This is a genomic window from Photorhabdus machadonis (assembly GCF_052657765.1).
Genome location: NZ_CP199761.1, coordinates 1,788,608 through 1,811,624, shown reverse-complemented (window position 1 = coordinate 1,811,624; position 23,017 = coordinate 1,788,608). Strand labels below are relative to the sequence as shown.

Sequence of the window (23,017 nt, the reverse complement as noted above, 5' to 3'; positions counted from 1 at the left end):
GGTGAAATATGGCGAAATTGTGTCATTCCTGAGTATTTTAGTCAACTATTTAACCGAGTAATTTACTCAACTATTCTTTTCTTTCGCCCATTTTTCAATGGAGGTCAGGATACCACGCAGAATATTCAGCTCCTGCGTTTCAGGTCGGGCGCGGGTAAAAAGCCGTCTTAACTTATTCATTATTTGACCAGGATGAGCTTTCCTGATGAAACCAGAATCATATAATACACGTTCAAGATGATGATAAAAACGTTCTATATCATCAACTAATGGATATTCGGTCTCATCTGTTTTCTGCTCAGGTTTATCCTGACACGCCAGATATGCCATACGAATTTCATAACTGACAAGCTGGACCGCCATAGCCAGATTTAACGAACTGTATTCCGGGTTAGTCGGGATATTCAGATGATAATGACACTTCTGCAACTCTTCATTGGTCAGCCCTACGCGCTCACGTCCGAAGATAACTGCCACTGGCGCATATTTAGCTTCCTGAACACTGCGCTCGCCACATTCACGGGGTTCGACCATCGGCCATGAGAGGGTTCTTGAACGGGCGCTGGTGCCAATCACCAGTTCACAGCCAGCCAGCGCTTTATCCAAACTATCAACAATAGTCGCATTACCAATAACATCGCTGGCACCAGCAGAAAGCGCAATCGCATGGGAATCTGGCTGAACCAGTGGATTAACCAGATAAAGGTTTGTTAATCCCATTGTTTTCATTGCCCGGGCGGTTGAACCCATATTCCCGGTGTGGGAAGTTTCAACCAGGATAATGCGGATATTTTCTAACATGACAACTTCTGGATTAGTTATAAGAACCAAATATCTTAACACAGCGTTAGCCATTTTTCCGAACTACTGCTATACTTCGCGCCGATTAATTATCCGTTCTTTAACATCCTGGTGGAAGATATCCCATGCATCCGATGCTAACCATCGCCATACGTGCGGCGCGTAAAGCCGGCAACCTGATTGCCAAAAATTATGAAACTCCCGATGCGGTTGAAGCTAGCCAAAAAGGCAGTAACGACTTTGTCACCAACATTGACAAAGCCGCAGAAGCGCTCATTATCGACGTTATCCGCAAATCTTATCCTAAACACTCAATCATTACTGAAGAGAGTGGTGAATTGCCAGGCGAAGATGATGATATTCAATGGGTAATCGATCCACTGGATGGCACCACTAACTTTATCAAACGCCTCCCTCACTTCGCCGTTTCTATTGCAGTACGCATCAAAGGCCGTACTGAAGTTGCTGTTGTTTATGATCCAATGCGTAACGAGCTTTTCTCCACAGCCCGTGGTCAGGGTGCTCAGTTGAATGGCTACCGTCTGCGTGGCACCAATGCCCGCGATCTGGATGGTACTGTTCTGGCGACAGGTTTCCCATTCAAAGCAAAACAACATTCCACTGTTTTTATTAATACTTTGGGCAAATTGTTTGTTCGTTGTGCTGATTTCCGCCGTACCGGTTCAGCCGCGCTGGATTTGGCTTATGTTGCGGCAGGTCGGGTTGATGGTTACTTTGAAATTGGTCTGAAACCGTGGGATTTTATGGGTGGCGAACTGTTAGTACGTGAATCGGGCGGCATCATAACCGATTTCGTTGGTGGTCATAATTACATTCATTCCGGCAACATTGTTGCGGGTAATCCACGCGTTGTTAAAGATATTCTGGCCGAAATGCGTGATGAGTTATCAGAGTCATTGAAGCGTTAATTCAAAACCAATCTTTAAAGCAGGAATTGCACGGCGATATCCTTTAAACCTGCAATTCCATCTTTTACCTCGAAAGGATACTCTCACCGGCATAATATAAAGATGCATAGGTAGCTACACATCACCAAATCCTATTTCTCGCCTTTATAATCAACCAAGCCAGCCACGTGAAAAGACAGATCCTCTGCCACCTGACCAAATTTTTGCGTTTCGCTCTGATAGTCAACCTGGTAGCCTTCTTTTCTGCGGATTAACCACTGGAATCCCTGAGAACTGAATTAACACAGATGTCCCACCAAATCACCTTCCCTGCCAATCACATGAATCAATGTTTTGCCCAGTTCCCGTGCTTCAATCTGGTTGATACTAGGCTGTGTCCCTTAATGTAAATTGATAGTACTATCATCTAAACTGTTTTCAATATGGGAAAAAGATGATGGCACGTTACGACATTCCTGATGACGCATGGGTAGTGATAGAACCTTGTTTACCTCCGGTCCATTCAGAGCGGGCAGGACGTCCACATGTTGAACACCGCCGTGTGATGAATGGAATGTTCTGGGTCTTGTGCTCTGGAGCACCGTGGCGTGATTTACCTGAACGCTATGGTTCTTGGAAAACGGTCTATAACCGATTTAATCGCTGGTCAAAATCGGGCATTATCAACAAGATATTTAATTGGTTACTGTCCATTCTGGATGAAAAAGGCTCGATTGACTGGGCTGAAATTTGCCTGGATGGCAGCAATATTCGCGCGAGTAAAGATGCGGCAGGCGCGAAAAAAAACATCCCGATATCACTGACGATCATGCGCTGGGTCGCTCACGCGGTGGTTATGGCACCAAAATCCACCTGGCAACCGACGGAAAGGGTTTTCCCCTCAACCTGATGTTGACCGCTGGGCAAGCTCATGAAAGTCAATCCGCCATCCCTTTGCTCGACGGCATTGGTATACAACGCAAAAATGGTTTCCTGAAACGGCGCGGCAAAGCGGTGCTGGCAGACAAAGGGGACTCGAGTAGAAAGCTTCGCGGTTATCTGCGTAAATTGAAGATCAAGAGCGTAATTCCTTATAAAATCAATGAAAAAGGCTGTTCTGATGGTCGTACGCAATTTGATGAACCGGCTTATCGTAACCGCAATGTTGTCGAACGCTGTTTCGGTTTTCTGAAAGGAAATCGGCGTATTGCAACCCGTTACGAAAAAACCGCCCGACACTATTTGTCCATGGTGAAATTAGGCTGTATTCGACTCTTTTACAGGCGGTTAAATAATTAAGGGACGCAGCCTAGGACTAAATTGTACTATACAAGGAAATCCTAAATGCATATTTTGAGAACAGGACCGATAAATGAAGGAATGATAAGGAATATGTGAAATGTCAGGAAAAACATGAGCATTTGTATAATCAATTATTTTCGAGAAATATGAAGTGAAAGCTCTAAGAATCTGAACTGATAGCACCCATCTGAAGCGAAATTAATGCCGCCTTCTATGAAGGCGGATTTTTAGATTTTTACTTAGTATTTACTATCTTAAAAGCATTACTTTTCATACTATAGAACTGAAGGCCTAATGAAATTACCATAAAGAGAACTGCAAAATAAATTAGAGCCATGGTCCCCATTCCCAGAGATATCACTACGCCACCCAATGAGGCTCCTACCGAACTTCCTAGATAGTTAACCGAACTATTGAGAGCAACGGCAGCACTTCCGTGTTTAGGCTGATAAGATAATAAAATGTGTTGCTGAGGAGCTCCTGATGCCCATCCCATAGCTCCCCATATGAAAAACGGCAAATATTTTATAAACGATAGATTAATCATGACTGGGATGCATATGACAGAGCATGTTAGAATAATCAAGATAATTGTCATTAAAATTTTTGGCGCTTTAAAGTAGTCAATTAAATACCCAATTGATATACTACCAAACAAACCACCTAATCCCCAAGCCCATAAATATAATGCTAAATTACTTAAGTTATTGAGATCCTGTAATAATGGAGATAAATAGGTATATAAACCTAAGCTTGCAATACTTGCAAAGAACGTTATTAATACAGTGACAGCAACTCTTTTATCTAAAAACATTGCAATTCTTTCTTTCATAGCCGGTGGCGCAATAACTGGAACATGCGGTAAAAATTTAAAGATACTTAAAGCTGAAATTAAACTAAGAAGAACGACAAACCACATTGCAGATTGCCAATTCAATTGGTCAGCGATATAAAGCCCCATAGGAACACCTAATACAGTTCCCATACTCATACCACCTATCGTTAAGCCAAGTGCCCGCCCTTTCTTTTCCACAGGCACTAGCATAGTTGCTCCAGCCACAGCTAATGGTGAAAACAAACCAGCACCAACACCGGCAATCGCTCTTGATATCAAAAACACAGAAAAATTTGGAGAAACTGCGGTTAATGCATTCGCAAGTCCAAAAATTATTATAGAAGTTAATAGGACTTTTTTTATAGGTTTACCTGCTAAAAGTGAAGCAAATAGAGGGGCAGATATTGCATAACATAAAGTAAATATACTTACAGACTGTCCTACTTGAGAAACACTTTTTTGATAACTATCACTAATTCCCGGCACAAGTCCAGCGATAATATAGGCATCAAAACCCAGAGCAAACATACCTATAGCTAAAAAAAGAACTTTTTTCATAGTGTTGCCATCCTTACATAGTTAACAATACCATAACAAATAAATTTTATGCATTATGATTGACTAGGGGTTGTTGATGTTTTTCGGGGGATTATTAGACAGCATGATGATTTGATATAATTACTTTCGCCAAAAAACAACCAGACCTCACCATCATGCCGAGAACAATGTTAACAGATCTCTACTGGAATAAGCTATCCGCATTCATGCAACACACCGGTTGGATTTATGATAAACCTGAACACCGTTTGACCTTGGAAGGCATTATTTATCGGATGAGAACAAGCATCCCCTGGCGCGATTTACCCACAGAATTCGGCAAATGGAATACGGTCTTTTCGCGTTTCAACGCTTGGTCAAAGAGAGGTATTTTACAGATTATTTTCAAAGGGTTATCTGCGATTGCAGATACAGAGTGGTTGTTCATTGATGGGACTATCGTTCGGGCTCATCAACATAGTGCTGGAGCTGCTTCAGATAACGACGAGGCGATAGGCAAAAGTCGTGGTGGACGTTCAACCAAGATCCATTTAGCGGTAGACAGCGGAGGCTTGCCCGTTCATTTTGAACTTTCGGGGGGGCAGGTTCATGACAGTGTTCACGCAGAAAGCCTTATTTCCAAGTCTCCCACTTCCGAAGCAGTTATTGCTGATAAAGGATATGACAGTCAGCGTTTCAGGATGTTTATTAAACAACGGGATGCGACTCCAGTGCTCCCTTATCGTAAAAATAGTCGAAAAACAGACCAGGGTATTGATAAGTGCTTATACCGTTATCGCCATTTAGTCGAGAATGCTATTGCTCGAATTAAGCATTTTCGAGCAATAGCAACGAGATACGATAAACTTGAACGGAATTATACCAGTATGGTGGCACTCGCATTCATCATTGTCTGGTTGCCGATGTGGGTTGATTGAATAATGACTTTAAAACATCAACAGCCCCTAATCTTTTTTTAATATATAAATCAATATATTATGTAGCCAAGTGCAAATCATAAGTAACTGCTTCTAATACCGCTACACCCTGCGCAAACATTGTGCCACAAATCATGGAGCGTTTCTCATCTTACAGGCTATGATAACAAGCCTCTCAGCTTGTAGTGGTAGACAACAAAATAATCACTATAAGTTATTAAATAATCTATTACTCGGAACGGATAATTAAATCACACTTTCTTATATTTCTTGAAATACATTTTGCCCCATTAGTCTTTTTGATGGGGACGGCAACTATCCTAACAAAAAGATGCCACTTACAATTGCACAACCATCTCTCTAAGAATGTTTATAAGACACTCTTATAGTTGATCTAAACTATCCCCTGGTAAAAAACTTCATACAAATCAAAGAATATTCAAATCTTATTAAAATAATGTAATCCTAATTAATTGTTAATCATCTAATCACCGGCATTTTGATACATGGCCGTCTTTCAGTCTCGTATGTTGTTTGATCACGTTTAATAATACCCGGTTAAATAACGCTATATATGCCGCCCCACCTAGACCTTTAAGTAATAATTCATCTTCCCGAAAAGTGACATTCAGCACCCAGTGCAGTTTATTCTTGATCCCCCTGCCGCCTAATCGCTTTTGCTACCGCTTCAGCATCTAACGGTAATGAACTCACATACCTAGGGGAGATCTGCGCTGATTTGCATCACGGTGCGTTGTTCTGTACGATCGAGTCCCTTATTTTTCTCGGTAAACTCAATGAGTTCATCACTATCATAATGGCTGGTAAAACGAGATTTAACAAACTTATGGCGCTGTTTTTGATGGCCTTTTATTCCTACAATAAAGTCGCCCCGACGCTGAGTGACAAGATTGAGGGTTTCCGTCTGGCAATGTAAAAGCATCCAACGTAACGTAACTCTATCAAGAACAAGTAATTTAATGAGTCGTATGGCTACAGTCCCTTCTTTACCTTTGCCAGCTCCCCACAACGTTTTTCCATCAATCACGATAACACTTTTCCCTTCTCTGATCCGACGATGATTGATCCAAGGATGTAGGGTTTCAATCAAGGCATCACTATCAATGATCTTGATAATATTAGCAACACAGTGTCAGCGGGAAATGTCGTGAGTAAAAGCAGTGTGCTGTTTAAGCCACTTAAATTGTCACTCGCCAAATCCCTGAATAAGATTTCCAGCCAGAAACACCACTCAAAACAGCCGAGCAAACCAGAAAAATAACATCCATTAATTCATATTTTTTTATTGATGTCAGCGCACGGAACAAGACAGGTATGTCATTGATATATTCTTTGAAATAATTATCGTCAAGCTCACTTTTTTATGAAAGATGACGATCAGATCATTTTAATGATGAAAAGTTCCATAAAAAGTAAGATCTTCCTGATTCTGAACCACAAAGCTCGAAGGTAGGCGAGGATGTCAATTGACAACAAAAAAGTTACCAATGAACTTTTTTGTTGTCGTTTTAAACCTAAATTACTCCGCTAACCAATAAACCGCTTCATAAGGTTGTAACTGTCTATTTTTCGCAGGTAGCTGATGTTCAGGATAGTTCCCCATTAACTTAACCCATGAGCAATCGGATAAAGAAGCATCTAGTGACCACTCCTGCACTTCCGCGCTGAGATTGGCGATAACCAATAACGTTTGATTTTCCCAACGACGAACATAACACCAAAGAGAAGGATGAGATGGCAACAAATCTTCATAGCTGCCATAGGTCAATACCGGATATTCCTTACGCAGTTTTATTAAGCACGCATAACAATGGAAAATGGAATCCTCATCCTGGATGGCATTTTGCGCATTCACGTCTTGGTAATCACTATTCAGCGCTATCCAAGGTTCTCCCTGGGTAAACCCGGCATTGGAAGTCGCATCCCACTGCATCGGCGTTCGCCCATTGTCACGGGATTTTTTCGCTAAGACCGATAAGATTTTTTCTTTATCATCGCCCAGCTCAATCTTCTCCTGATAAATATTTAAACTTTCTATGTCCCGGTAATCTTCAATTTGAGAAAAATTAGGGTTAGTCATCCCCAACTCTTCCCCTTGATAGATATAAGGGGTTCCCTGCATACCGTGTAGCACCATTGCCAACATTTTAGCAGATGGAACCCGCCAGACACCTTCACCACCAAAACGTGAAACAATCCTCGGTTGATCGTGATTACACCAGAACAACGCATTCCACGCCCGTTGATGCATGCCTTGTTGCCACTTAGCAAAGATTTTTTTCAATTCAGTAAAATCAGGCTGGGCTGTAACCCATTTCTCACCATTGGGGTAATCGACTTTCAAGTGATGAAAAGCAAAAACCATCGATAGCTCTTCACCGTCTAACGAGGAATAGCGCTGGCAATTTTCCAAGGAAGTAGAAGACATCTCCCCGACAGTCATCACCCCCGCAGGCAGGAAGGCTTCTCTGTTTATTTCTTGCAGAAATTCATGAATACGCGGACCATCGGTATAGAACTGACGCCCATCACCCTGCGTTGCCTCAGGAAAATCCTGCTGCTTAGAAACTAGGTTAATGACATCCAAACGGAAGCCATCAACACCAAAATCAGCCCAGAATTCACAAATCTTTTTCAGTTCAGCCCGTACGGGTTCATGCTCCCAGTTCAGATCTGCCTGCTCAACGGCAAACAGGTGTAAATAATATTGTTGACTCGCTTCATGCCACTCCCAAGCACCTCCGCCAAATTTTGACGACCAATTATTGGGTGGAGTTCCAGGCACCCCATCTCGCCAGATGTAATATTGCCGGTAAGGACTATTAATATCCTGTGCTTGTCTGAACCAAGGATGTTGAGTAGAAGTATGGTTGAAAACAATATCCACAATCACACGGATATCACGTTGATGTGCTTCATCAACCATACGCTTAAAATCATCCATTGAGCCGTAAGCCGGATCAATCGCACAATAATCAGCAACATCATAGCCGTTATCTACCTGCGGTGAGCAGTAAAAAGGTGTCACCCAGATAGCGTCCACACCCAGTTTTTTCAGATAATCCAGCCGGTAAGTAATGCCATTAAGATCGCCTGTTCCGCTACCGGTAGTATCCTGGAAACTCTTAGGATATATCTGATAGATGACACCTTGTAACCACCACGGAATAATTTTGTCCATCGAAAACGCCTTATCAATATATTTCCTGAATTGAATAACCTAACTAGTTATTTTATATCTGTTACTCACATGAAGATTTAACAGAATTATTCAACAGCTAACATACCGCTCATATTCTTCTTTCGATAAACAATCATAGTCAGTATCAACGGAACAATGACGGCTACGAACATGGCTAATGCGTAGATTGCCCAAAATTGCGGTTTGATCGAAAGGATACCGGGTAAACCACCAACACCAATACCGTTTGCCAACACACCACTTAACCCACAAATCAACCCGGCCAAACCTGAACCAACCATGGCACAGAGCATAGGGAATCGATATTTGATGTTAATACCATACATTGCCGGTTCAGTGACGCCTAAATAGGCGGAGATAGCAGCAGGTACAGACAGTTCACGCTCATTATACTTTTTGCTGACCAAGATAATGCCCACAACCGCTGAACCCTGAGCAATATTGGATAATGCAATAATCGGCCAGATCGGTGTCCCACCTATACTTTGAACCATCTGCATATCAATAGCTAATGTGGTTTGATGTATACCCGTGATAACCAAAGGCGCATAAAAGAACCCGAATAAAGCCGCACCGACAGGCGCAAAACTTCCCGTCATCAACGCCTTAACAACCCAAGCGACTCCGTCTCCAATTAACCGGCCAAACGGCCCAATAAGGCTATGTGCTAAAAAGGTTGCCAATATTAACGAAACTACCGGAACAACCACTAAATAAAGATAACTAGGAACCACCCGCTTTAATCGAACTTCAATCCACCCCAACGTAATACCCGCCAAAAGTGACGGAATAACTTGCGCCTGATAACCGACTTTTCCAATCGTGAACAGGCCAAAATTCCATATATCAGGGATCTGTTGCCCTAATTGATAAGCATTCATAAGTTGCGGAGATACCAAGGTTATTCCCAATATAATGCCTAATATCGGGGTTCCACCCATTGTTCTAACCGCAGACCAACAAATACCCACCGGCAGATAGAAGAATATTGCCTCTCCTAACAGCCATAAAAAATCATATATTGTTTTCCAGACAGGATATATTTGAACTAAAGTTTTACCGTCACTAAAAGGAATATCACCAATAATATTACGGAAGCCCAGAATAAGACCGCCACTGATTAATGCCGGCAGGAGAGGAAAAAAGATTTCTGCAAATTGAGAAATGATACGTTCTTGCCATCTCATATTTTTTTTCTCAGCCTGTTTTATATCTTTTTTACTTAATTCAGTTTGATCAAGATAGCTATTTAAAACCTGATAATAATCACCGACATTCGTGCCTATCACTACCTGGAACTGCCCTGCATTGGTAAAACAACCTTTAACCATCGGCAGATTTTTTATTTCATCCGGCCGGGCTTTAGCCGGTTCAACCAAAGAAAATCTCAACCGGGTAATACAATGCGTTACACTGGCTATATTTTCACAACCACCGATTAATGTAATTAGTTTTTCTATGTCTTTATAATTTATTTTATTTTTCATAATAGCCAGTCATCATAAGTTAGTATCAGTTACTATGGCATGCTTAGTAAGATAATTTCATCCTAATATCATTTAGTTATACTTGTCATGGGAACGTTCCCAAAAATGCGTCAACGATCACATTGAAACAGCAATATTCTTATTTTTAAGCCAACTTACTCGAAATGATTACTTGTTGTTTGGGGCATCGCTGACTTATTTGAGCTATTAATTGACCAGCTGCATATTTACCCGCTTCACCATAACCCAAATCCACAGAAAGCGTGTCAGGGTACAAAAAATTCAGCAAAGGCGTATTACCAATACTGCCTATCTGTATATCTTCCCGGCTATTTTGTTGTAAATACTTATATGCGCCTAATGCCAAGCTATCGGTTGCACAGATTAGGGCCGTCGTTTCCTTTCTTAATACCTTGTCGACATGCTGAAAGCCACTCTGATAGTTTAAATCACATTGAACGGAAAGCGGGTGTAACGCCTTCTGTTCACAATAATTCAGATAGGATTGATGACGACGAAAACCTGTCGTGGTATCACAATCACGTACACCAAGAAAACCGATCTCTCTGTGCCCTCGCTGATAGAGTTCATCCATCAATAGACGAACAGCACCAACATCGTCATAGCATACAGAAGAAAAATCAGTATATTCGCGCGCAAATACCACTATTTTGTCACGCCAGGGCAAAAGGGATTCTTCTGACAATCCGGTGAAACCAAACAAAATAACACCATCTGCATGACGTAATGCCAACTGACGCAGATGTTCCTGTAAAAGCAGGGGTTCAAAATTACTTTCCATGATAATGGGATCATAACCATGCTGATAAAACAGCGGCAACATCGTACTTATTGATAAATTTTCCGAAAAAGACCCCAACCGTGACACAATTAAAGCAATAATTTTATCACTTTTCACTCGCATCGCTCTTGCTGATTTAGAGGGAATAAAGTTATTTTGATGAATAATCGCTTCAACTCTTTCACGTACTTGTGGACTGACGCTATTTTCGTTGTTTAATACCCGTGAGACGGTTGATTTACTGACGTTAGCCAGACGCGCAATATCTTTTATTGTTAATTTATTCGACATGATATCTCATGAAAACATTATTATTAGAAGCATCCAGTTTCTTACAAAAATATCATAAGAAACTGAATATATGTTGTTAATAATGATGAGCTTTAACCTGTGGTCGCAGGAAAATAGCAGGAAAAGCAACTAAGGCCATTACCCAGAAAATGCCGCTGTGCAGATAATCATACATAAATCCTGCAACTACCGTCATCACGGCGATACCGCCCCCCATTGCCAGTGCAGAATAAGCCGCCTGTAAACGAACAATTTCCCCTTCCTTTCTCGCACTGATAAACCGCATTGCGGCCAAATGGCAGACAGTGAACGTCCCACAATGCAAGATTTGAATGATAATCAACACCGGTAATGTCGTGAATGAGCCCATTAATCCCCAACGGACAACCCCACATATACCGGAAAGCAACAGAAGATTACGGGCATTCCAGCGCCGGAATAATTTATTGCTGAACGTAAAAATAATAACCTCAGCCACCACGCCCAATGACCAGAGATAACCGACTACCGCAGCAGAATAACCTACCTTTTCCCAGTAAATCGCACTGAAGCTGTAATATCCCGCGTGAGCACCCTGCAATAAAGCCACGCATAGCAGGAACCGGCATACCGATGTTTCAGACAATAACTGTTTAAATGACACAGCCTCAACTTTAGCTGAGTTGGCTTCACCAACAGGCATGATCGAGGGTTTAAGTAATGTCGCCAACAGCGTTGATAAGACACTGAACAGTATGGTTATCAAAATGACCTGATGTCCCCAGACAGAGATCAATTCCCCAGTCAGCGCCGAGCTGATAATAAAGGCAATTGAGCCCCAGACGCGTATTTTGCCGTAATCAAAGGGAAATTGTTTTTGCCATGTTCCCGCCAATGCATCACTTAATGGCATCATCGGCGAAAAAAACAGGTTGAAACCAATCATGATGAACAGCAGCCATGCCCAGTGATTTCCCAATGTAAACCCGACAACAGAAATCAGGGTCAGCAATGCTAATACACGCAGCGCGAAAATAAGTTTTGCGGGATTTTTAACGGTAGGCGCGATTAATAAACTCCCCAGGAAACGGGAAACCAAACCCGCCCCCAATAAAATCCCCATCATATCGGGTTTTATTCCCTCACCCTGGAGCCAGACGGCCCAGAAAGGCAAAAATATCCCGTAAGAAAAGAAATACGTGAAATAATCTAACGCCAGCCAGCGTGTCGACTGAATAACCATTAATCCTCCCGGGTTAAAAGCGCAAAAAACCCGCTTAAAACTAACCTGATTAACTTAAGAAATTAAGATATCAAGGGCTATTCTGAGATGGACATTCTTGCGGGAAATCCATCCATCATTCCTTTAATACCTCGCTTAAGCAAACAATGTCAGCCAGAGCAGGTTTTGTAATGACTTATTAAAATTATAATTTATGCGTAAACTGGATATTTTGCGCAAATAGCCAGAACTTTTTGTTTAATCGCATCAATAATCGCTTCATCATTGATGTTATCCAATACATCGCACATCCAGCCGGCTAATTCACGGGCTTCTGCTTGTTTAAAACCACGGCGGGTAATCGCCGGCGTACCAACACGCACACCGGAAGTCACAAATGGGCTTTTCGGATCATTGGGTACACTGTTTTTGTTTACCGTGATGTTGGCACGGCCCAGCGCAGCATCAGCATCTTTGCCGGTGATGTTTTTATCAACCAGATCCAGCAGGAACAGATGGTTCTCAGTGCCACCGGAAACTACTTTGTAGCCACGCTCCAAGAAAACTTCAACCATGGCTTTAGCGTTATCAGCAACCTGATGTTGATATGCTTTGAATTCCGGTTCCATTGCTTCTTTCAGTGCAACTGCTTTACCGGCAATAACATGCATCAGAGGTCCACCCTGACAACCTGGGAATACGGAAGAGTTCAGTTTCTTATACAGCTCTTCGTCACCACCTTTCGCCAGGATCAAACCACCCCGTGGGCCCGCCAGTGTTTTATGCGTGGTAGTTGTCACGATGTGAGCATGAGGAACTGGATTAGGATAAACGCCTGCGGCGATCAGGCCAGCGACGTGTGCCATATCAACGAACAAATAAGCACCAATGCTGTCTGCAATTTCACGCATTTTTGCCCAATCAACAACGCCAGAGTAAGCAGAAAAACCACCGATAATCATTTTTGGCTGGTGTTTTTGAGCTTGTGCCGCGATATCGTCATAATCAATTTTACCGCTTTCATCAATACCATAAGGTACGATGTTATATAACTTACCAGAGAAGTTAACCGGAGAGCCATGAGTCAAATGACCGCCATGTGCCAGATTCATCCCCAACACAGTATCACCCGGTTGCAGCAAAGCCATATAAACCGCCGCATTCGCCTGAGAACCCGAGTGTGGTTGAACGTTGGCATAATCAGCACCGAATAACGCTTTAGCACGATCAATCGCCAGTTGCTCAACAACGTCTACATATTCACAACCACCGTAGTAGCGTTTACCCGGATAACCTTCGGCATATTTGTTAGTGAGCTGGGAGCCTTGTGCCTGCATGACTCTTGGGCTGGTATAGTTTTCAGAGGCAATCAACTCAATATGTTCTTCCTGGCGGACAACTTCTTGTTCCATCGCCTGCCATAGTTCGGGATCATAATTAGCAATATTCATTTCACGCTTTAACATTGGGTTCTCCAGACTCAGCTAACTTCTCTTCAAACAACACCCCAAAGGGCAGAATGGCACACAGTGTAAACCCTTTTCACTGAATGAGATAGTCTTGACAAAATATTTTACGCAAACGATTGCATACCAATGACTGCAAGGCATCGATTTTCTCATAGGCATAACGAAAACTCCCTGCATTTTCCCTCGTTATCGGAATTTGTGACCTCAGTCGTCCCCTGCCTTAGTGTAAATATCTCCCAAGAATGTTTTTTCACCATAAAGACCACATTTTATATTTACAAGATCCTCAAAAAATTATAAGTTGTATTTAAATTACATGTTATAACTTTCATTATCATTTGAAAGAAATTCAGGAGCTTCACCATGCTAGATGGTCAAATCATTGCAACTGTCAAATCAACTATTCCACTGCTTTCTGCCACTGGCCCAAAACTAACCGCCCATTTCTATGAGCGGATGTTCAAACATAATCCTGAGCTGAAAGATATTTTTAATATGAGCAATCAACTCAATGGCGATCAGCGTGAAGCCCTGTTCAATGCTATCTGCGCCTATGCAGCCAATATTGATAATTTGGCAATACTGTTGCCCGCAGTTGAAAAAATCGCGCATAAACACACCAGCCTGAATATTCAACCAGAGCATTATCAGATTGTCGGAACTCACTTACTGGCAACGTTAGATGAAATGTTCCAGCCGGGAAATGAAGTGCTGGATGCCTGGGGAAAAGCATACGGTGTGCTGGCTGATGTTTTTATCAATCGTGAAGAGCAGATTTATCATCATGACGAATCAGTCGATGGCGGTTGGCGTGGTTTACGCCCATTCCATATCAGCCGAAAACAGGTAAAAAGTGATGTGATTTGCAGCTTTGAGTTTGTGCCACAAGATGGCGGGAAGGTGATGGATTATAAACCCGGTCAGTATCTGAGCATATATCTGGAAGATGACAGCTTTGATAACCGCGAAATTCGTCAGTATTCACTGACAGCGGCACCAAACGGTTTCAGCTACCGAATTGCTATCAAACGTGAACCACAAGGAACAGTTTCCAACCATATGCATGATAAGATGCAAGAAGGCGATACCGTCTGGCTGGCCGCTCCACGCGGGGATTTCTTCCTTGATATTAAACCAGAGACACCGGTTACTCTAATTTCTGCTGGTGTCGGCCTGACACCCATGATGAGTATGCTGCATCACCTCCATCAGCAAAATCACAACAGCCAGATTAATTGGTTACATGCGGCGGAACACGGCGGTCATCATGCGTTTACCAATGAAGTGACTGCTATTGAGCAAGCAATGCCGAATCTTAGCAGCACAATCTGGTACCGTGAACCAAGAGATGAAGACCAGCAAGGCATCCATTATCAACACAAAGGTTTTATGGATATGACGGTGCTGAATGACGCACTGAAAACGACAGGAATGCATTTCTATTTCTGTGGCCCGGTTCCCTTTATGCAATATGTAGCAAAACAACTATTAAATATGGGAATTGAGAAGCAATATATTCACTATGAATGCTTCGGTCCGCATAAAGTGATTTAAATTTTCAGTTTAATAGAGTTTGTTTATCATGGAGCCCATCCCATTGGACGTCAGCTCCATTGATTTCAAAAATCATGGATAAATTTACGCTGACTGGCAATTAATTTTGCCCCACAGGCTGTTTGCATTCCTTCAAGCGCAATCAATTTTCCTTTATATTTTAAAGAGTCAGCCCCCTGAACAATAGGAAAAACCCCTTTGCATTGCGGACACGCTATCAAATCTTCTTTACCTGCTATAGGAATACCATTGTAAGTACAGTCATCAATAGCGGTAATCACCTTACCGCCATGATCTGTCGTATCCCCCAGCAGAATAACTGCTTTTGACATTAATGCTCTCCACACTTTTCAATTGGAAAATAACATCCTCTCCATTAAACTTCGGTAATTAATGGCAATAACCCCAGGTTCACCAACTGTATTTCTATATCATTGGATTTATCAATATCGTCCTGATTTCTTCCATCAAAAATGCCTTTTTTGGTGACAATCAGAGTACCTATCTGTTCATTATTTTGATGGACAGGTAGCACATCTTCCGCCATAGGCAGATAAGATTTATCAATAATGCGGGGCTGGTAAAGCATCCAGCCGATACTGAGGCGGTCAGGGAAAACCTGTCTACCTTTTAAGGTATAGCCGTTAGTTTCCACTTGAATATAAGGAAAGTGACGGCTGGTAGCCAAATGTTTAACCAAATCTATTAATCGGAATACATTCAGTTGACTGCTGCCAATTTTTAAATTGAGTTCTAGCCGAACCCAATTAGGATGTCCCGACTTTGATTTTTCATAAATAATGCCACAAGATAATTCATTTTTTTGACCATCCCACATCCCATTGATAAGTGAGGGGAAATTTTTCCTATACTCTTTTTCAAAGTCCCTTATTGCAACGCTTGTAGGCCCTTTTTCATCAAATACAACGTGTTTCAGGGCCTCTTTGAGAGAATAACCTGTCAAATACCAAGTCTTCTTTTGCCCAAAAAAGATATCAATTTGCCGCGTGACACGAAATAAATCCATTAATACCGAATCTACAGTAATAACTTCCTGCTGTTCATAACGTACATTAATTTTTAAACGAATAATTGCCATTTAAACCTCTAATTAAGCTGTCGCCGCCAAATTGGCACAAGGTGTATAGTGAACACTGATATTTTCATATTCACTAAACAATATTTTAAAATAGTCAGAACTGACAGGCTGTAAAAAATGCCATTCAACATGAGGAGTCCCCTCCAGTACATCACAGACCGTTTGATGTCTTTTTGCTTGATTTCGCGCAGAAATCTGGCCTTTCCACCAAATTTTTGGTTCACCTTCACTATCAAAAAACTGGTCATACCGCGCTTTGGCCTCCAGGAATAAACAATACGCTGGTCGCCAGCCATCAAAGGTCACTTTCAGGCACTGAAATTCCTGGATCATCTGTATGCTGGGATCATATTTCGTTTGGGCAATAAATCGCTGATAATTAATCGTGATGGTGCTCCAGCGGCTCACCTTGCGATATTTTTCACTCGTCACCGGAATAGCCAGACAAGCCTTGCACTCTTTTTTACTCTCCGTTTTTTCACACTCTTCCGCCTTAGACTGGGCCTTCGCCTGAATCGCACTGGTATCAACTGATTCATCCCCTAAATCATCATCCTCCCAAAAATCCGCATGCGCTTCGGCACTCCAGACGATATTTCTGTCTTCATCCGTGATTTCAGGACTTATGACAAAATCCATTTTCTTACGGTGAATATGTTCATCGTCTTCGATAGATTTCTCCTTACTTGCTTCCATGATGCCGACGGCAATTAAGACCCCGGCACAGGCACTTGCAACATATTCAGCCGCACCCACTGCGACAGGGGCCAGTAACGGTATTGGCATATTAATGTCTCCTGTTTATCTTATTTTTTGCAATACAAAGAATATCTTTAAACTGCTGTTTCAGCCCCTGACCGGGAATTCAAATGCTCCGAATTAAATTCACATTAACTGGCAAGAGTAAACTTATGCTGACTGGCAATTAATTTTGCCCCACAGGCTGTTTGCATTCCTTCAAGCGCAATCAATTTTCCTTTATATTTTAAAGAGTCAGCCCCCTGAACAATAGGAAAAACCCCTTTGCATTGCGGACACGCTATCAAATCTTCTTTACCTGCTATAGGAGTACCATTGTAAGTATAGTCATCAATAGCGGTAATCACCTTACCGCCATGATCTGTCGTATCCCCCAGCAGAATAACTGATTTTGACATTAATGTTCTCCACACTTTTCAATTGGAAAATAACATCATCCCCATCATACTTCTGTAATTAACGGCAATAATCCCAGATTCACCAACTGTATTTCTATATCATTGGATTTATCAATATCGTCCTGATTTTTTCCATCAAAAATGCCTTTTTTGGTGACAATCAGAGTACCTATCTGTTCATTATTTTGATGGACAGGAAGTACCTCCTCCGCCATAGGCAGATAAGATTTATCAATAATGCAAGGCTGATAAAGCATCCAGCCAACACTGAGGCGATCAGGGAAAACCTGTTTATCCCGTAATGTATATTCGTTGGTTTCGACCTGAATATAAGGGAGATCACGGCTGGTCACTAGGTATTTGACAAATTCAATTAACCGTGAAATATCAAGTTGACTGCTGTCAATTTTTAGGTTCAGTTCTAATCTGACCCAATTAGGGCGTTTTATTGACTGTTTACTATAGCTAATACCGCTAGATAGGTTGTCCTCTTCGCCATCCCACATATCTTCAATAAGTAATGGAAAATCTTTTTTATAAGATTTTTCAAAATAGTTCACCGTCTTTTCTGTTGGTCCTTGTTCATCAAACACAATGTGTGTTAGTGCTTCCTTTCGTGAGTAGCCAGTTAAATACCATGTTTTTTTTCGCCCAAAAAATATATCAACTTGTCGTGTGATACAAAATAAATCCATTAACGCAGTATTAGCAGTAATAGTCTCCTGCTGCTCATAACGTACATTGATTTCTATACGAATTATCTCCATATTCACCTCGAGTTAAACTGTTACCATCAAATCTGAGCAGGGTGTATAGTGAACACTGATATTTTTATGCTCAATAAATAGTGTCTTAAAATAAGCATAACTGATTGGTTGTAGAAAATGCCATTCCACATGGGGCGTATTATCTAATACGTCACATACAGCTTGTTGTCGAGCACCTTGTTTCCTTCCTGATTTCATCCCCTTCCACCAATTTTTGGGTCTACCATCACTATTAAAAAACTGGTCATACCGCGCTTTGGCCTCCAGAAATAAGCAATACGCTGGTCGCCAGCCATCAAAGGTCACTTTCAGGCACTGAAATTCCTGGATCATTTGTATGCTGGGATCATATTTCGTTTGGGCAATAAATCGCTGATAGTTAATTGTGATGGCGCTCCAGCGGCTCACCTTGCGATATTTTTCACTCGTCACCGGAATAGCCAGGCAAGCCTTGCACTCTTTTTTACTCTCCGTTTTTTCACACTCTTCCGCCTTAGACTGGGCCTTCGCCTGAATCGCACTGGTATCAACTGATTCATCCCCTAAATCATCATCCTCCCAAAAATCCGCATGCGCTTCGGCACTCCAGACGATATTTCTGTCTTCATCCGTGATTTCAGGACTTATGACAAAATCCATTTTCTTACGGTGAATGTGTTCATCGTCTTCGACGGGGTTATCCTTACCGGCTTCCATGATACCGACGGCAATTAAGACCCCGGCACAGGCGCTGGCAACATATTCAGCCGCACCCACTGCGACAGGGGCCAGTAATGGTATTGGCATATTAATGTCTCCTGTTTATCTTATTTTTTGCAATACAAAGAATATCTTTAAACTGCTGTTTCAGCTCCTGACCGGGAATTCAAATGCTCCGAATTAAATTCACATTAACTGGCAAGAGTAAATTTATGCTGACTGGCAATTAATTTTGCCCCACAGGCTGTTTGCTTTCCTTCAAGCGCAATCAATTTTCCTTTATATTTTAAAGAGTCAGCCCCCTGAACAATAGGAAAAACCCCTTTGCATTGCGGACACGCTACCAAATCTTCTTTACCTGCTATAGGAGTACCATTGTAAGTATAGTCATCAATAGCGGTAAACCTTACCGCCATGATCTGTTGTATCACCCAGCAGAATAACTGCTTTTGACATTAACATTCTCCACCGTTTTTCGATTGGTAAATAACATCGTCTCCATCAAACTTCGGTAATTAATGGCAATAATCCTAAGTTCACCAACTGAATTTCAACATCATTAGATTTATCAATATCATCCTGATTTTCACCGTCAAAAATGCCTTTCTTAGTGACAATCAAGGTGCCGATTTGTTGATCATGTTGATGAACGGGAAGTACCTCCTCCGCCATAGGCAAATAAGATTTATCAATAATGACAGGCTGGTAAAGCATCCAACCAACACTGAGACGGTCAGGGAAAACCTGTTTGCCTTTTACGGTATAACCATTATTTTCGACTTGAATATAAGGAAGGTCACGGCTGGTCGCTAAATATTTGACAAAGTCAATTAACCGAGAGACTTCAAGCTGATGGCTATCAATCCTTAAATTCATTTCCAACCAAACCCAATTAGGGCGAATAGTTAACATTTTGCTATAACTAATGCCACTGGATAATTCATCCTTTTCACCATCCCATATACCATTAATAAGAGCAGGAAAATTTCTCTTATAATCTTTTTCGAAACTTTTTATGGCAACCTCAGTTGGTCCCTGCCCATCAAACACAATATGTTTTAGAGCTTCCTTTCGGGAATAGCCAGTTAAGTACCACGCTTTTTCTTGGTTAAAAAATACATCGATTTGACGTGTGATATGAAACAAGTCCATCAAAGCTGTATAGGCAGTAATGGTTTCTCTCTGCTCATAATATACATTAATTTTTATACGAACTATCTCCATGTTTACCTCGAATTAAACTAAACTATTGCAAGGGGTATAGTGAACACTGATATTTTTGTATTTGCTAAACAGTACTTTAAAATACCCATAACTGATAGGTTGCAAAAAGTGCCATTCCACATGGGGAGTACTATCTAGTACATCGCAAACCTTCTGGTGCCTGATAGCTTGATTTTGAGCTGATTTAACACCTTTCCACCAACTTTTGGGTTCATCTTCACTCCTAAAAAACTGGTCATACCGCGCTTTGGCCTCCAGAAATAAACAATACGCTGGTCGCCAGCCATCAAAGGTCACTTTCAGGCACTGAAATTCCTGGATCATCTGTATGCTGGGATCATATTTCGTTTGGGCAATAAATCGCTGATAGTTAATTGTGATGGCGCTCCAGCGGCTCACCTTGCGATATTTTTCACTCGTCACCGGAATAGCCAGGCAAGCCTTGCACTCTTTTTTACTCTCCGTTTTTTCACACTCTTCCGCCTTAGACTGGGCCTTCGCCTGAATCGCACTGGTATCAACTGATTCATCCCCTAAATCATCATCCTCCCAAAAATCCGCATGCGCTTCGGCACTCCAGACGATATTTCTGTCTTCATCCGTGATTTCAGGACTTATGACAAAATCCATTTTCTTACGGTGAATGTGTTCATCGTCTTCGACGGGGTTATCCTTACCGGCTTCCATGATACCGACGGCAATTAAGACCCCGGCACAGGCACTTGCAACATATTCAGCCGCACCCACTGCGACAGGGGCCAGTAATGGTATTGGCATATTAACGTCTCCTGTTTATCTTATTTTTTGCAATACAAAGAATATCTTTAAACTGCTGTTTCAGCTCCTGACCGGGAATTCAAATGCTCCGAATTAAATTCACATTAACTGGCAAGAGTAAACTTACGCTGACTGGCAATTAATTTTGCCCCACAAGCGGTTTGCATTCCTTCAAGCGCAATCAATTTTCCTTTATATTTTAAAGAGTCAGCCCCCTGAACAATAGGAAATACACCTTTGCATTGAGGGCACTCCACCAAATCTTCTTTACCTGCTATAGGAATACCATTGTGAGTACAGTCATCAATAGCAGTAATCACCTTACCGCCATGATCTGTTGTATCACCCAGCAGAATAACTGCTTTTGACATTAACATTCTCTACCGTTTTTCGATTGGTAAATAACATCATCCCCATCATACTTCAGTAATTAATGGCAATAATCCCAGGTTCACCAACTGTATTTCTACATCATTGGATTTATCAATATCGTCCTGATTTTCACCGTCAAAAATGCCTTTCTTGGTGACAATCAAGGTGCCGATTTGTTGATCATATTGATAAACGGGAAGTACCTCCTCCGCCATAGGCAGATAGGATTTATCAATAATACGGGGCTGGTAAAGCATCCAGCCAACACTGAGACGGTCAGGGAAAACCTGTCTGCCTTTTACGGTATAGCCATTATTTTCGACTTGAATATAAGGGAGGTCACGGCTAGTCGCTAAATATTTGACAAAGTCGATTAATCGGGATGTATCAAGCCGGGTACTCTCGATTCTTAGGTTTAATATTAACCAAACCCAGTTGGGACGAACACTTGACATTTTTTTATAACTAATACCACAGGACAATTCATCCTTTTCGCCATCCCATATGCCAGTGATCAATGAAGGAAAATCTTTCTTATATTCTTTTTCAAAGTCTTTTATAGCAACCTCGGTTGGCCCCAATTCATCAAACACAATATTCTTCAGGGCCTCCTTTCGGGAGTAACCAGTTAAATACCAGTTTTTTTTCTGCCCGAAAAAGATATCGATTTGCCGTGTAATATGAAACAAATCCATCAACGCAGTACGGACGGTAATAATTTCCTGTTGTTGATGACGTACATTAATTTTTACACGAACTATTGTCATATTTACCTCGGATTAAACTAAATTTGTTAGAAGTGATAGGGAGTATAATGAACGCTAATATTTTTATGATCGCTAAACAGTATCTTAAAATACCCATAACTAATCGGCTGTAAAAAATGCCATTCCACACGGGGAGTCTCCTCCAGTACATCACAGACTTTTTGATGCCTTTCTGCTTGCTTTTCGGCTGAGAAAACACCTTTCCACCAACCTTTAGGCTCATCCTCACTAATAAAAAACTGGTCATACCGCGCTTTGGCCTCCAAAAATAAGCAATACGCTGGTCGCCAGCCATCAAAGGTCACTTTTAGGCACTGAAATTCCTGGATCATCTGTATGCTGGGATCATATTTCGTTTGGGCAATAAATCGCTGATAGTTAATTGTGATGGCGCTCCAGCGGCTCACCTTGCGATATTTTTCACTCGTCACCGGAATAGCCAGGCAAGCCTTGCACTCTTTTTTACTCTCCGTTTTTTCACACTCTTCCGCCTTAGACTGGGCCTTCGCCTGAACCGCACCGGTATCAACTGATTCATCCCCTAAATCATCATCCTCCCAAAAATCCGCATGCGCTTCGGCACTCCAGACAATATTTCTGTCTTCATCCGTGATTTCAGGACTTATGACAAAATCCATTTTCTTACGGTGAATGTGTTCATCGTCTTCGACGGGGTTATCCTTACCGGCTTCCATGATGCCGATAGCAATTAATACCCCGGCACAAGCGCTGGCGACATATTCAGCCGCACCCACTGCGACAGGGGCCAGTAATGGTATTGGCATATTAACGTCTCCTGTTTATCTT

The 23,017-nt window shown here is 41.8% G+C and carries 23 protein-coding genes and 1 pseudogene; 4 read left to right on the top strand and 20 right to left on the bottom strand.

Annotated features, from left to right (window positions below):
* Window positions 1–66: 66 nt before the first annotated feature.
* Window positions 67–801 (bottom strand): tRNA (cytosine(32)/uridine(32)-2'-O)-methyltransferase TrmJ, encoded by a 735-nt coding sequence (gene trmJ / locus ACUN2T_RS08945; protein ID WP_445497170.1) that lies wholly within the window; start codon window positions 799–801, stop codon window positions 67–69.
* Between the two features lie 125 nt (window positions 802–926).
* Here trmJ and suhB point away from each other — a divergent pair, with 125 nt between their 5' ends.
* Window positions 927–1,730: an inositol-1-monophosphatase gene (suhB, locus tag ACUN2T_RS08940; RefSeq protein WP_445497169.1), complete on the top strand. Its 804-nt coding sequence runs from the start codon at window positions 927–929 to the stop codon at window positions 1,728–1,730.
* A 436-nt stretch (window positions 1,731–2,166) separates the two neighbouring features.
* Window positions 2,167–3,008, top strand: a protein-coding gene (locus ACUN2T_RS08935; RefSeq protein WP_445497837.1) for an IS5 family transposase whose coding sequence is annotated in 2 segments (ribosomal slippage) — window positions 2,167–2,509 and window positions 2,509–3,008 — 843 coding nt in all. Because the reading frame shifts where the segments join, the coding sequence is not laid out codon by codon here.
* 238 nt (window positions 3,009–3,246) lie between these two features.
* Here ACUN2T_RS08935 and ACUN2T_RS08930 read toward each other — a convergent pair.
* On the bottom strand, window positions 3,247–4,404 hold the full coding sequence (locus ACUN2T_RS08930; RefSeq protein WP_445497168.1) for an MFS transporter: 1,158 nt from the start codon (window positions 4,402–4,404) through the stop codon (window positions 3,247–3,249).
* 155 nt (window positions 4,405–4,559) lie between these two features.
* On the opposite strand from ACUN2T_RS08930, the gene ACUN2T_RS08925 reads away from it, so the two are divergent.
* On the top strand, window positions 4,560–5,321 hold the full coding sequence (locus ACUN2T_RS08925; protein ID WP_445494372.1) for an IS5 family transposase: 762 nt from the start codon (window positions 4,560–4,562) through the stop codon (window positions 5,319–5,321).
* A gap of 718 nt (window positions 5,322–6,039) precedes the next feature.
* Here the strand turns inward: ACUN2T_RS08925 and ACUN2T_RS08920 are convergent.
* From ACUN2T_RS08920 to glyA, 6 genes are all read right to left on the bottom strand, one after another.
* On the bottom strand, window positions 6,040–6,432 hold the full coding sequence (locus tag ACUN2T_RS08920; protein WP_445497167.1) for a hypothetical protein: 393 nt from the start codon (window positions 6,430–6,432) through the stop codon (window positions 6,040–6,042).
* Window positions 6,433–6,861: 429 nt separating this feature from the next.
* A complete protein-coding gene (treC, locus tag ACUN2T_RS08915) occupies window positions 6,862–8,523 on the bottom strand; it encodes an alpha,alpha-phosphotrehalase (protein WP_445497166.1) in 1,662 nt (553 codons plus the stop codon).
* Window positions 8,524–8,609: 86 nt separating this feature from the next.
* Entirely contained in the window at window positions 8,610–10,031 is a 1,422-nt protein-coding gene (gene treB, locus ACUN2T_RS08910; protein ID WP_445497165.1) for a PTS trehalose transporter subunit IIBC, read from the bottom strand.
* A gap of 145 nt (window positions 10,032–10,176) precedes the next feature.
* Complete coding sequence (gene treR / locus ACUN2T_RS08905; protein WP_445497164.1) at window positions 10,177–11,124, bottom strand: trehalose operon repressor TreR; 948 nt, start codon at window positions 11,122–11,124, stop codon at window positions 10,177–10,179.
* 76 nt (window positions 11,125–11,200) lie between these two features.
* A complete protein-coding gene (locus ACUN2T_RS08900; RefSeq protein ID WP_445497163.1) occupies window positions 11,201–12,346 on the bottom strand; it encodes a 3-phenylpropionate MFS transporter in 1,146 nt (381 codons plus the stop codon).
* A gap of 191 nt (window positions 12,347–12,537) precedes the next feature.
* A complete protein-coding gene (glyA, locus tag ACUN2T_RS08895; RefSeq protein ID WP_445497162.1) occupies window positions 12,538–13,791 on the bottom strand; it encodes a serine hydroxymethyltransferase in 1,254 nt (417 codons plus the stop codon).
* A gap of 366 nt (window positions 13,792–14,157) precedes the next feature.
* Between glyA and hmpA the strand changes: the two genes are divergently transcribed.
* On the top strand, window positions 14,158–15,348 hold the full coding sequence (gene hmpA, locus ACUN2T_RS08890) for an NO-inducible flavohemoprotein (protein WP_445497161.1): 1,191 nt from the start codon (window positions 14,158–14,160) through the stop codon (window positions 15,346–15,348).
* Window positions 15,349–15,413: 65 nt separating this feature from the next.
* Here the strand turns inward: hmpA and ACUN2T_RS08885 are convergent, their stop codons facing one another.
* The 12 genes and pseudogenes from ACUN2T_RS08885 to ACUN2T_RS08830 form a co-directional block, all read right to left on the bottom strand.
* Window positions 15,414–15,680, bottom strand: coding sequence for a PAAR domain-containing protein (locus ACUN2T_RS08885; protein WP_445497160.1), 267 nt, complete (start codon window positions 15,678–15,680; stop codon window positions 15,414–15,416).
* Window positions 15,681–15,724: 44 nt separating this feature from the next.
* The gene (locus tag ACUN2T_RS08880; RefSeq protein ID WP_445497159.1) at window positions 15,725–16,447 is read right to left on the bottom strand and encodes a hypothetical protein; all 723 of its coding nucleotides are present in this window, start codon (window positions 16,445–16,447) and stop codon (window positions 15,725–15,727) included.
* Between the two features lie 12 nt (window positions 16,448–16,459).
* The gene (locus ACUN2T_RS08875) at window positions 16,460–17,233 is read right to left on the bottom strand and encodes a Tox-REase-5 domain-containing protein (protein ID WP_445497158.1); all 774 of its coding nucleotides are present in this window, start codon (window positions 17,231–17,233) and stop codon (window positions 16,460–16,462) included.
* Window positions 17,234–17,337: 104 nt separating this feature from the next.
* Window positions 17,338–17,604, bottom strand: coding sequence for a PAAR domain-containing protein (locus ACUN2T_RS08870; protein ID WP_445497157.1), 267 nt, complete (start codon window positions 17,602–17,604; stop codon window positions 17,338–17,340).
* A gap of 44 nt (window positions 17,605–17,648) precedes the next feature.
* Complete coding sequence (locus ACUN2T_RS08865; protein ID WP_445497156.1) at window positions 17,649–18,371, bottom strand: hypothetical protein; 723 nt, start codon at window positions 18,369–18,371, stop codon at window positions 17,649–17,651.
* 12 nt (window positions 18,372–18,383) lie between these two features.
* The gene (locus ACUN2T_RS08860) at window positions 18,384–19,157 is read right to left on the bottom strand and encodes a Tox-REase-5 domain-containing protein (RefSeq protein WP_445497155.1); all 774 of its coding nucleotides are present in this window, start codon (window positions 19,155–19,157) and stop codon (window positions 18,384–18,386) included.
* A gap of 104 nt (window positions 19,158–19,261) precedes the next feature.
* Window positions 19,262–19,526: pseudogene (locus tag ACUN2T_RS08855) on the bottom strand (PAAR domain-containing protein).
* 45 nt (window positions 19,527–19,571) lie between these two features.
* On the bottom strand, window positions 19,572–20,294 hold the full coding sequence (locus ACUN2T_RS08850) for a hypothetical protein (protein WP_445497154.1): 723 nt from the start codon (window positions 20,292–20,294) through the stop codon (window positions 19,572–19,574).
* A 12-nt stretch (window positions 20,295–20,306) separates the two neighbouring features.
* Complete coding sequence (locus tag ACUN2T_RS08845) at window positions 20,307–21,071, bottom strand: Tox-REase-5 domain-containing protein (protein ID WP_445497153.1); 765 nt, start codon at window positions 21,069–21,071, stop codon at window positions 20,307–20,309.
* A 104-nt stretch (window positions 21,072–21,175) separates the two neighbouring features.
* Entirely contained in the window at window positions 21,176–21,442 is a 267-nt protein-coding gene (locus ACUN2T_RS08840) for a PAAR domain-containing protein (RefSeq protein ID WP_445497152.1), read from the bottom strand.
* Between the two features lie 45 nt (window positions 21,443–21,487).
* Window positions 21,488–22,210: a hypothetical protein gene (locus ACUN2T_RS08835; protein WP_445497151.1), complete on the bottom strand. Its 723-nt coding sequence runs from the start codon at window positions 22,208–22,210 to the stop codon at window positions 21,488–21,490.
* A gap of 26 nt (window positions 22,211–22,236) precedes the next feature.
* On the bottom strand, window positions 22,237–22,995 hold the full coding sequence (locus ACUN2T_RS08830) for a Tox-REase-5 domain-containing protein (RefSeq protein WP_445497150.1): 759 nt from the start codon (window positions 22,993–22,995) through the stop codon (window positions 22,237–22,239).
* Window positions 22,996–23,017: the final 22 nt, after the last annotated feature.

Coding starts and splice junctions, on each gene's coding strand:
- trmJ (WP_445497170.1), bottom strand. CDS start 801: ATGTTAGAAAATATCCGCATTATCCTGGTTGAAACTTCCCACACCGGG.
- suhB (WP_445497169.1), top strand. CDS start 927: ATGCATCCGATGCTAACCATCGCCATACGTGCGGCGCGTAAAGCCGGC.
- ACUN2T_RS08930 (WP_445497168.1), bottom strand. CDS start 4,404: ATGAAAAAAGTTCTTTTTTTAGCTATAGGTATGTTTGCTCTGGGTTTT.
- ACUN2T_RS08925 (WP_445494372.1), top strand. CDS start 4,560: ATGCCGAGAACAATGTTAACAGATCTCTACTGGAATAAGCTATCCGCA.
- treC (WP_445497166.1), bottom strand. CDS start 8,523: ATGGACAAAATTATTCCGTGGTGGTTACAAGGTGTCATCTATCAGATA.
- treB (WP_445497165.1), bottom strand. CDS start 10,031: ATGAAAAATAAAATAAATTATAAAGACATAGAAAAACTAATTACATTA.
- treR (WP_445497164.1), bottom strand. CDS start 11,124: ATGTCGAATAAATTAACAATAAAAGATATTGCGCGTCTGGCTAACGTC.
- ACUN2T_RS08900 (WP_445497163.1), bottom strand. CDS start 12,346: ATGGTTATTCAGTCGACACGCTGGCTGGCGTTAGATTATTTCACGTAT.
- glyA (WP_445497162.1), bottom strand. CDS start 13,791: ATGTTAAAGCGTGAAATGAATATTGCTAATTATGATCCCGAACTATGG.
- hmpA (WP_445497161.1), top strand. CDS start 14,158: ATGCTAGATGGTCAAATCATTGCAACTGTCAAATCAACTATTCCACTG.
- ACUN2T_RS08885 (WP_445497160.1), bottom strand. CDS start 15,680: ATGTCAAAAGCAGTTATTCTGCTGGGGGATACGACAGATCATGGCGGT.
- ACUN2T_RS08880 (WP_445497159.1), bottom strand. CDS start 16,447: ATGGCAATTATTCGTTTAAAAATTAATGTACGTTATGAACAGCAGGAA.
- ACUN2T_RS08875 (WP_445497158.1), bottom strand. CDS start 17,233: ATGCCAATACCGTTACTGGCCCCTGTCGCAGTGGGTGCGGCTGAATAT.
- ACUN2T_RS08870 (WP_445497157.1), bottom strand. CDS start 17,604: ATGTCAAAATCAGTTATTCTGCTGGGGGATACGACAGATCATGGCGGT.
- ACUN2T_RS08865 (WP_445497156.1), bottom strand. CDS start 18,371: ATGGAGATAATTCGTATAGAAATCAATGTACGTTATGAGCAGCAGGAG.
- ACUN2T_RS08860 (WP_445497155.1), bottom strand. CDS start 19,157: ATGCCAATACCATTACTGGCCCCTGTCGCAGTGGGTGCGGCTGAATAT.
- ACUN2T_RS08850 (WP_445497154.1), bottom strand. CDS start 20,294: ATGGAGATAGTTCGTATAAAAATTAATGTATATTATGAGCAGAGAGAA.
- ACUN2T_RS08845 (WP_445497153.1), bottom strand. CDS start 21,071: ATGCCAATACCATTACTGGCCCCTGTCGCAGTGGGTGCGGCTGAATAT.
- ACUN2T_RS08840 (WP_445497152.1), bottom strand. CDS start 21,442: ATGTCAAAAGCAGTTATTCTGCTGGGTGATACAACAGATCATGGCGGT.
- ACUN2T_RS08835 (WP_445497151.1), bottom strand. CDS start 22,210: ATGACAATAGTTCGTGTAAAAATTAATGTACGTCATCAACAACAGGAA.
- ACUN2T_RS08830 (WP_445497150.1), bottom strand. CDS start 22,995: ATGCCAATACCATTACTGGCCCCTGTCGCAGTGGGTGCGGCTGAATAT.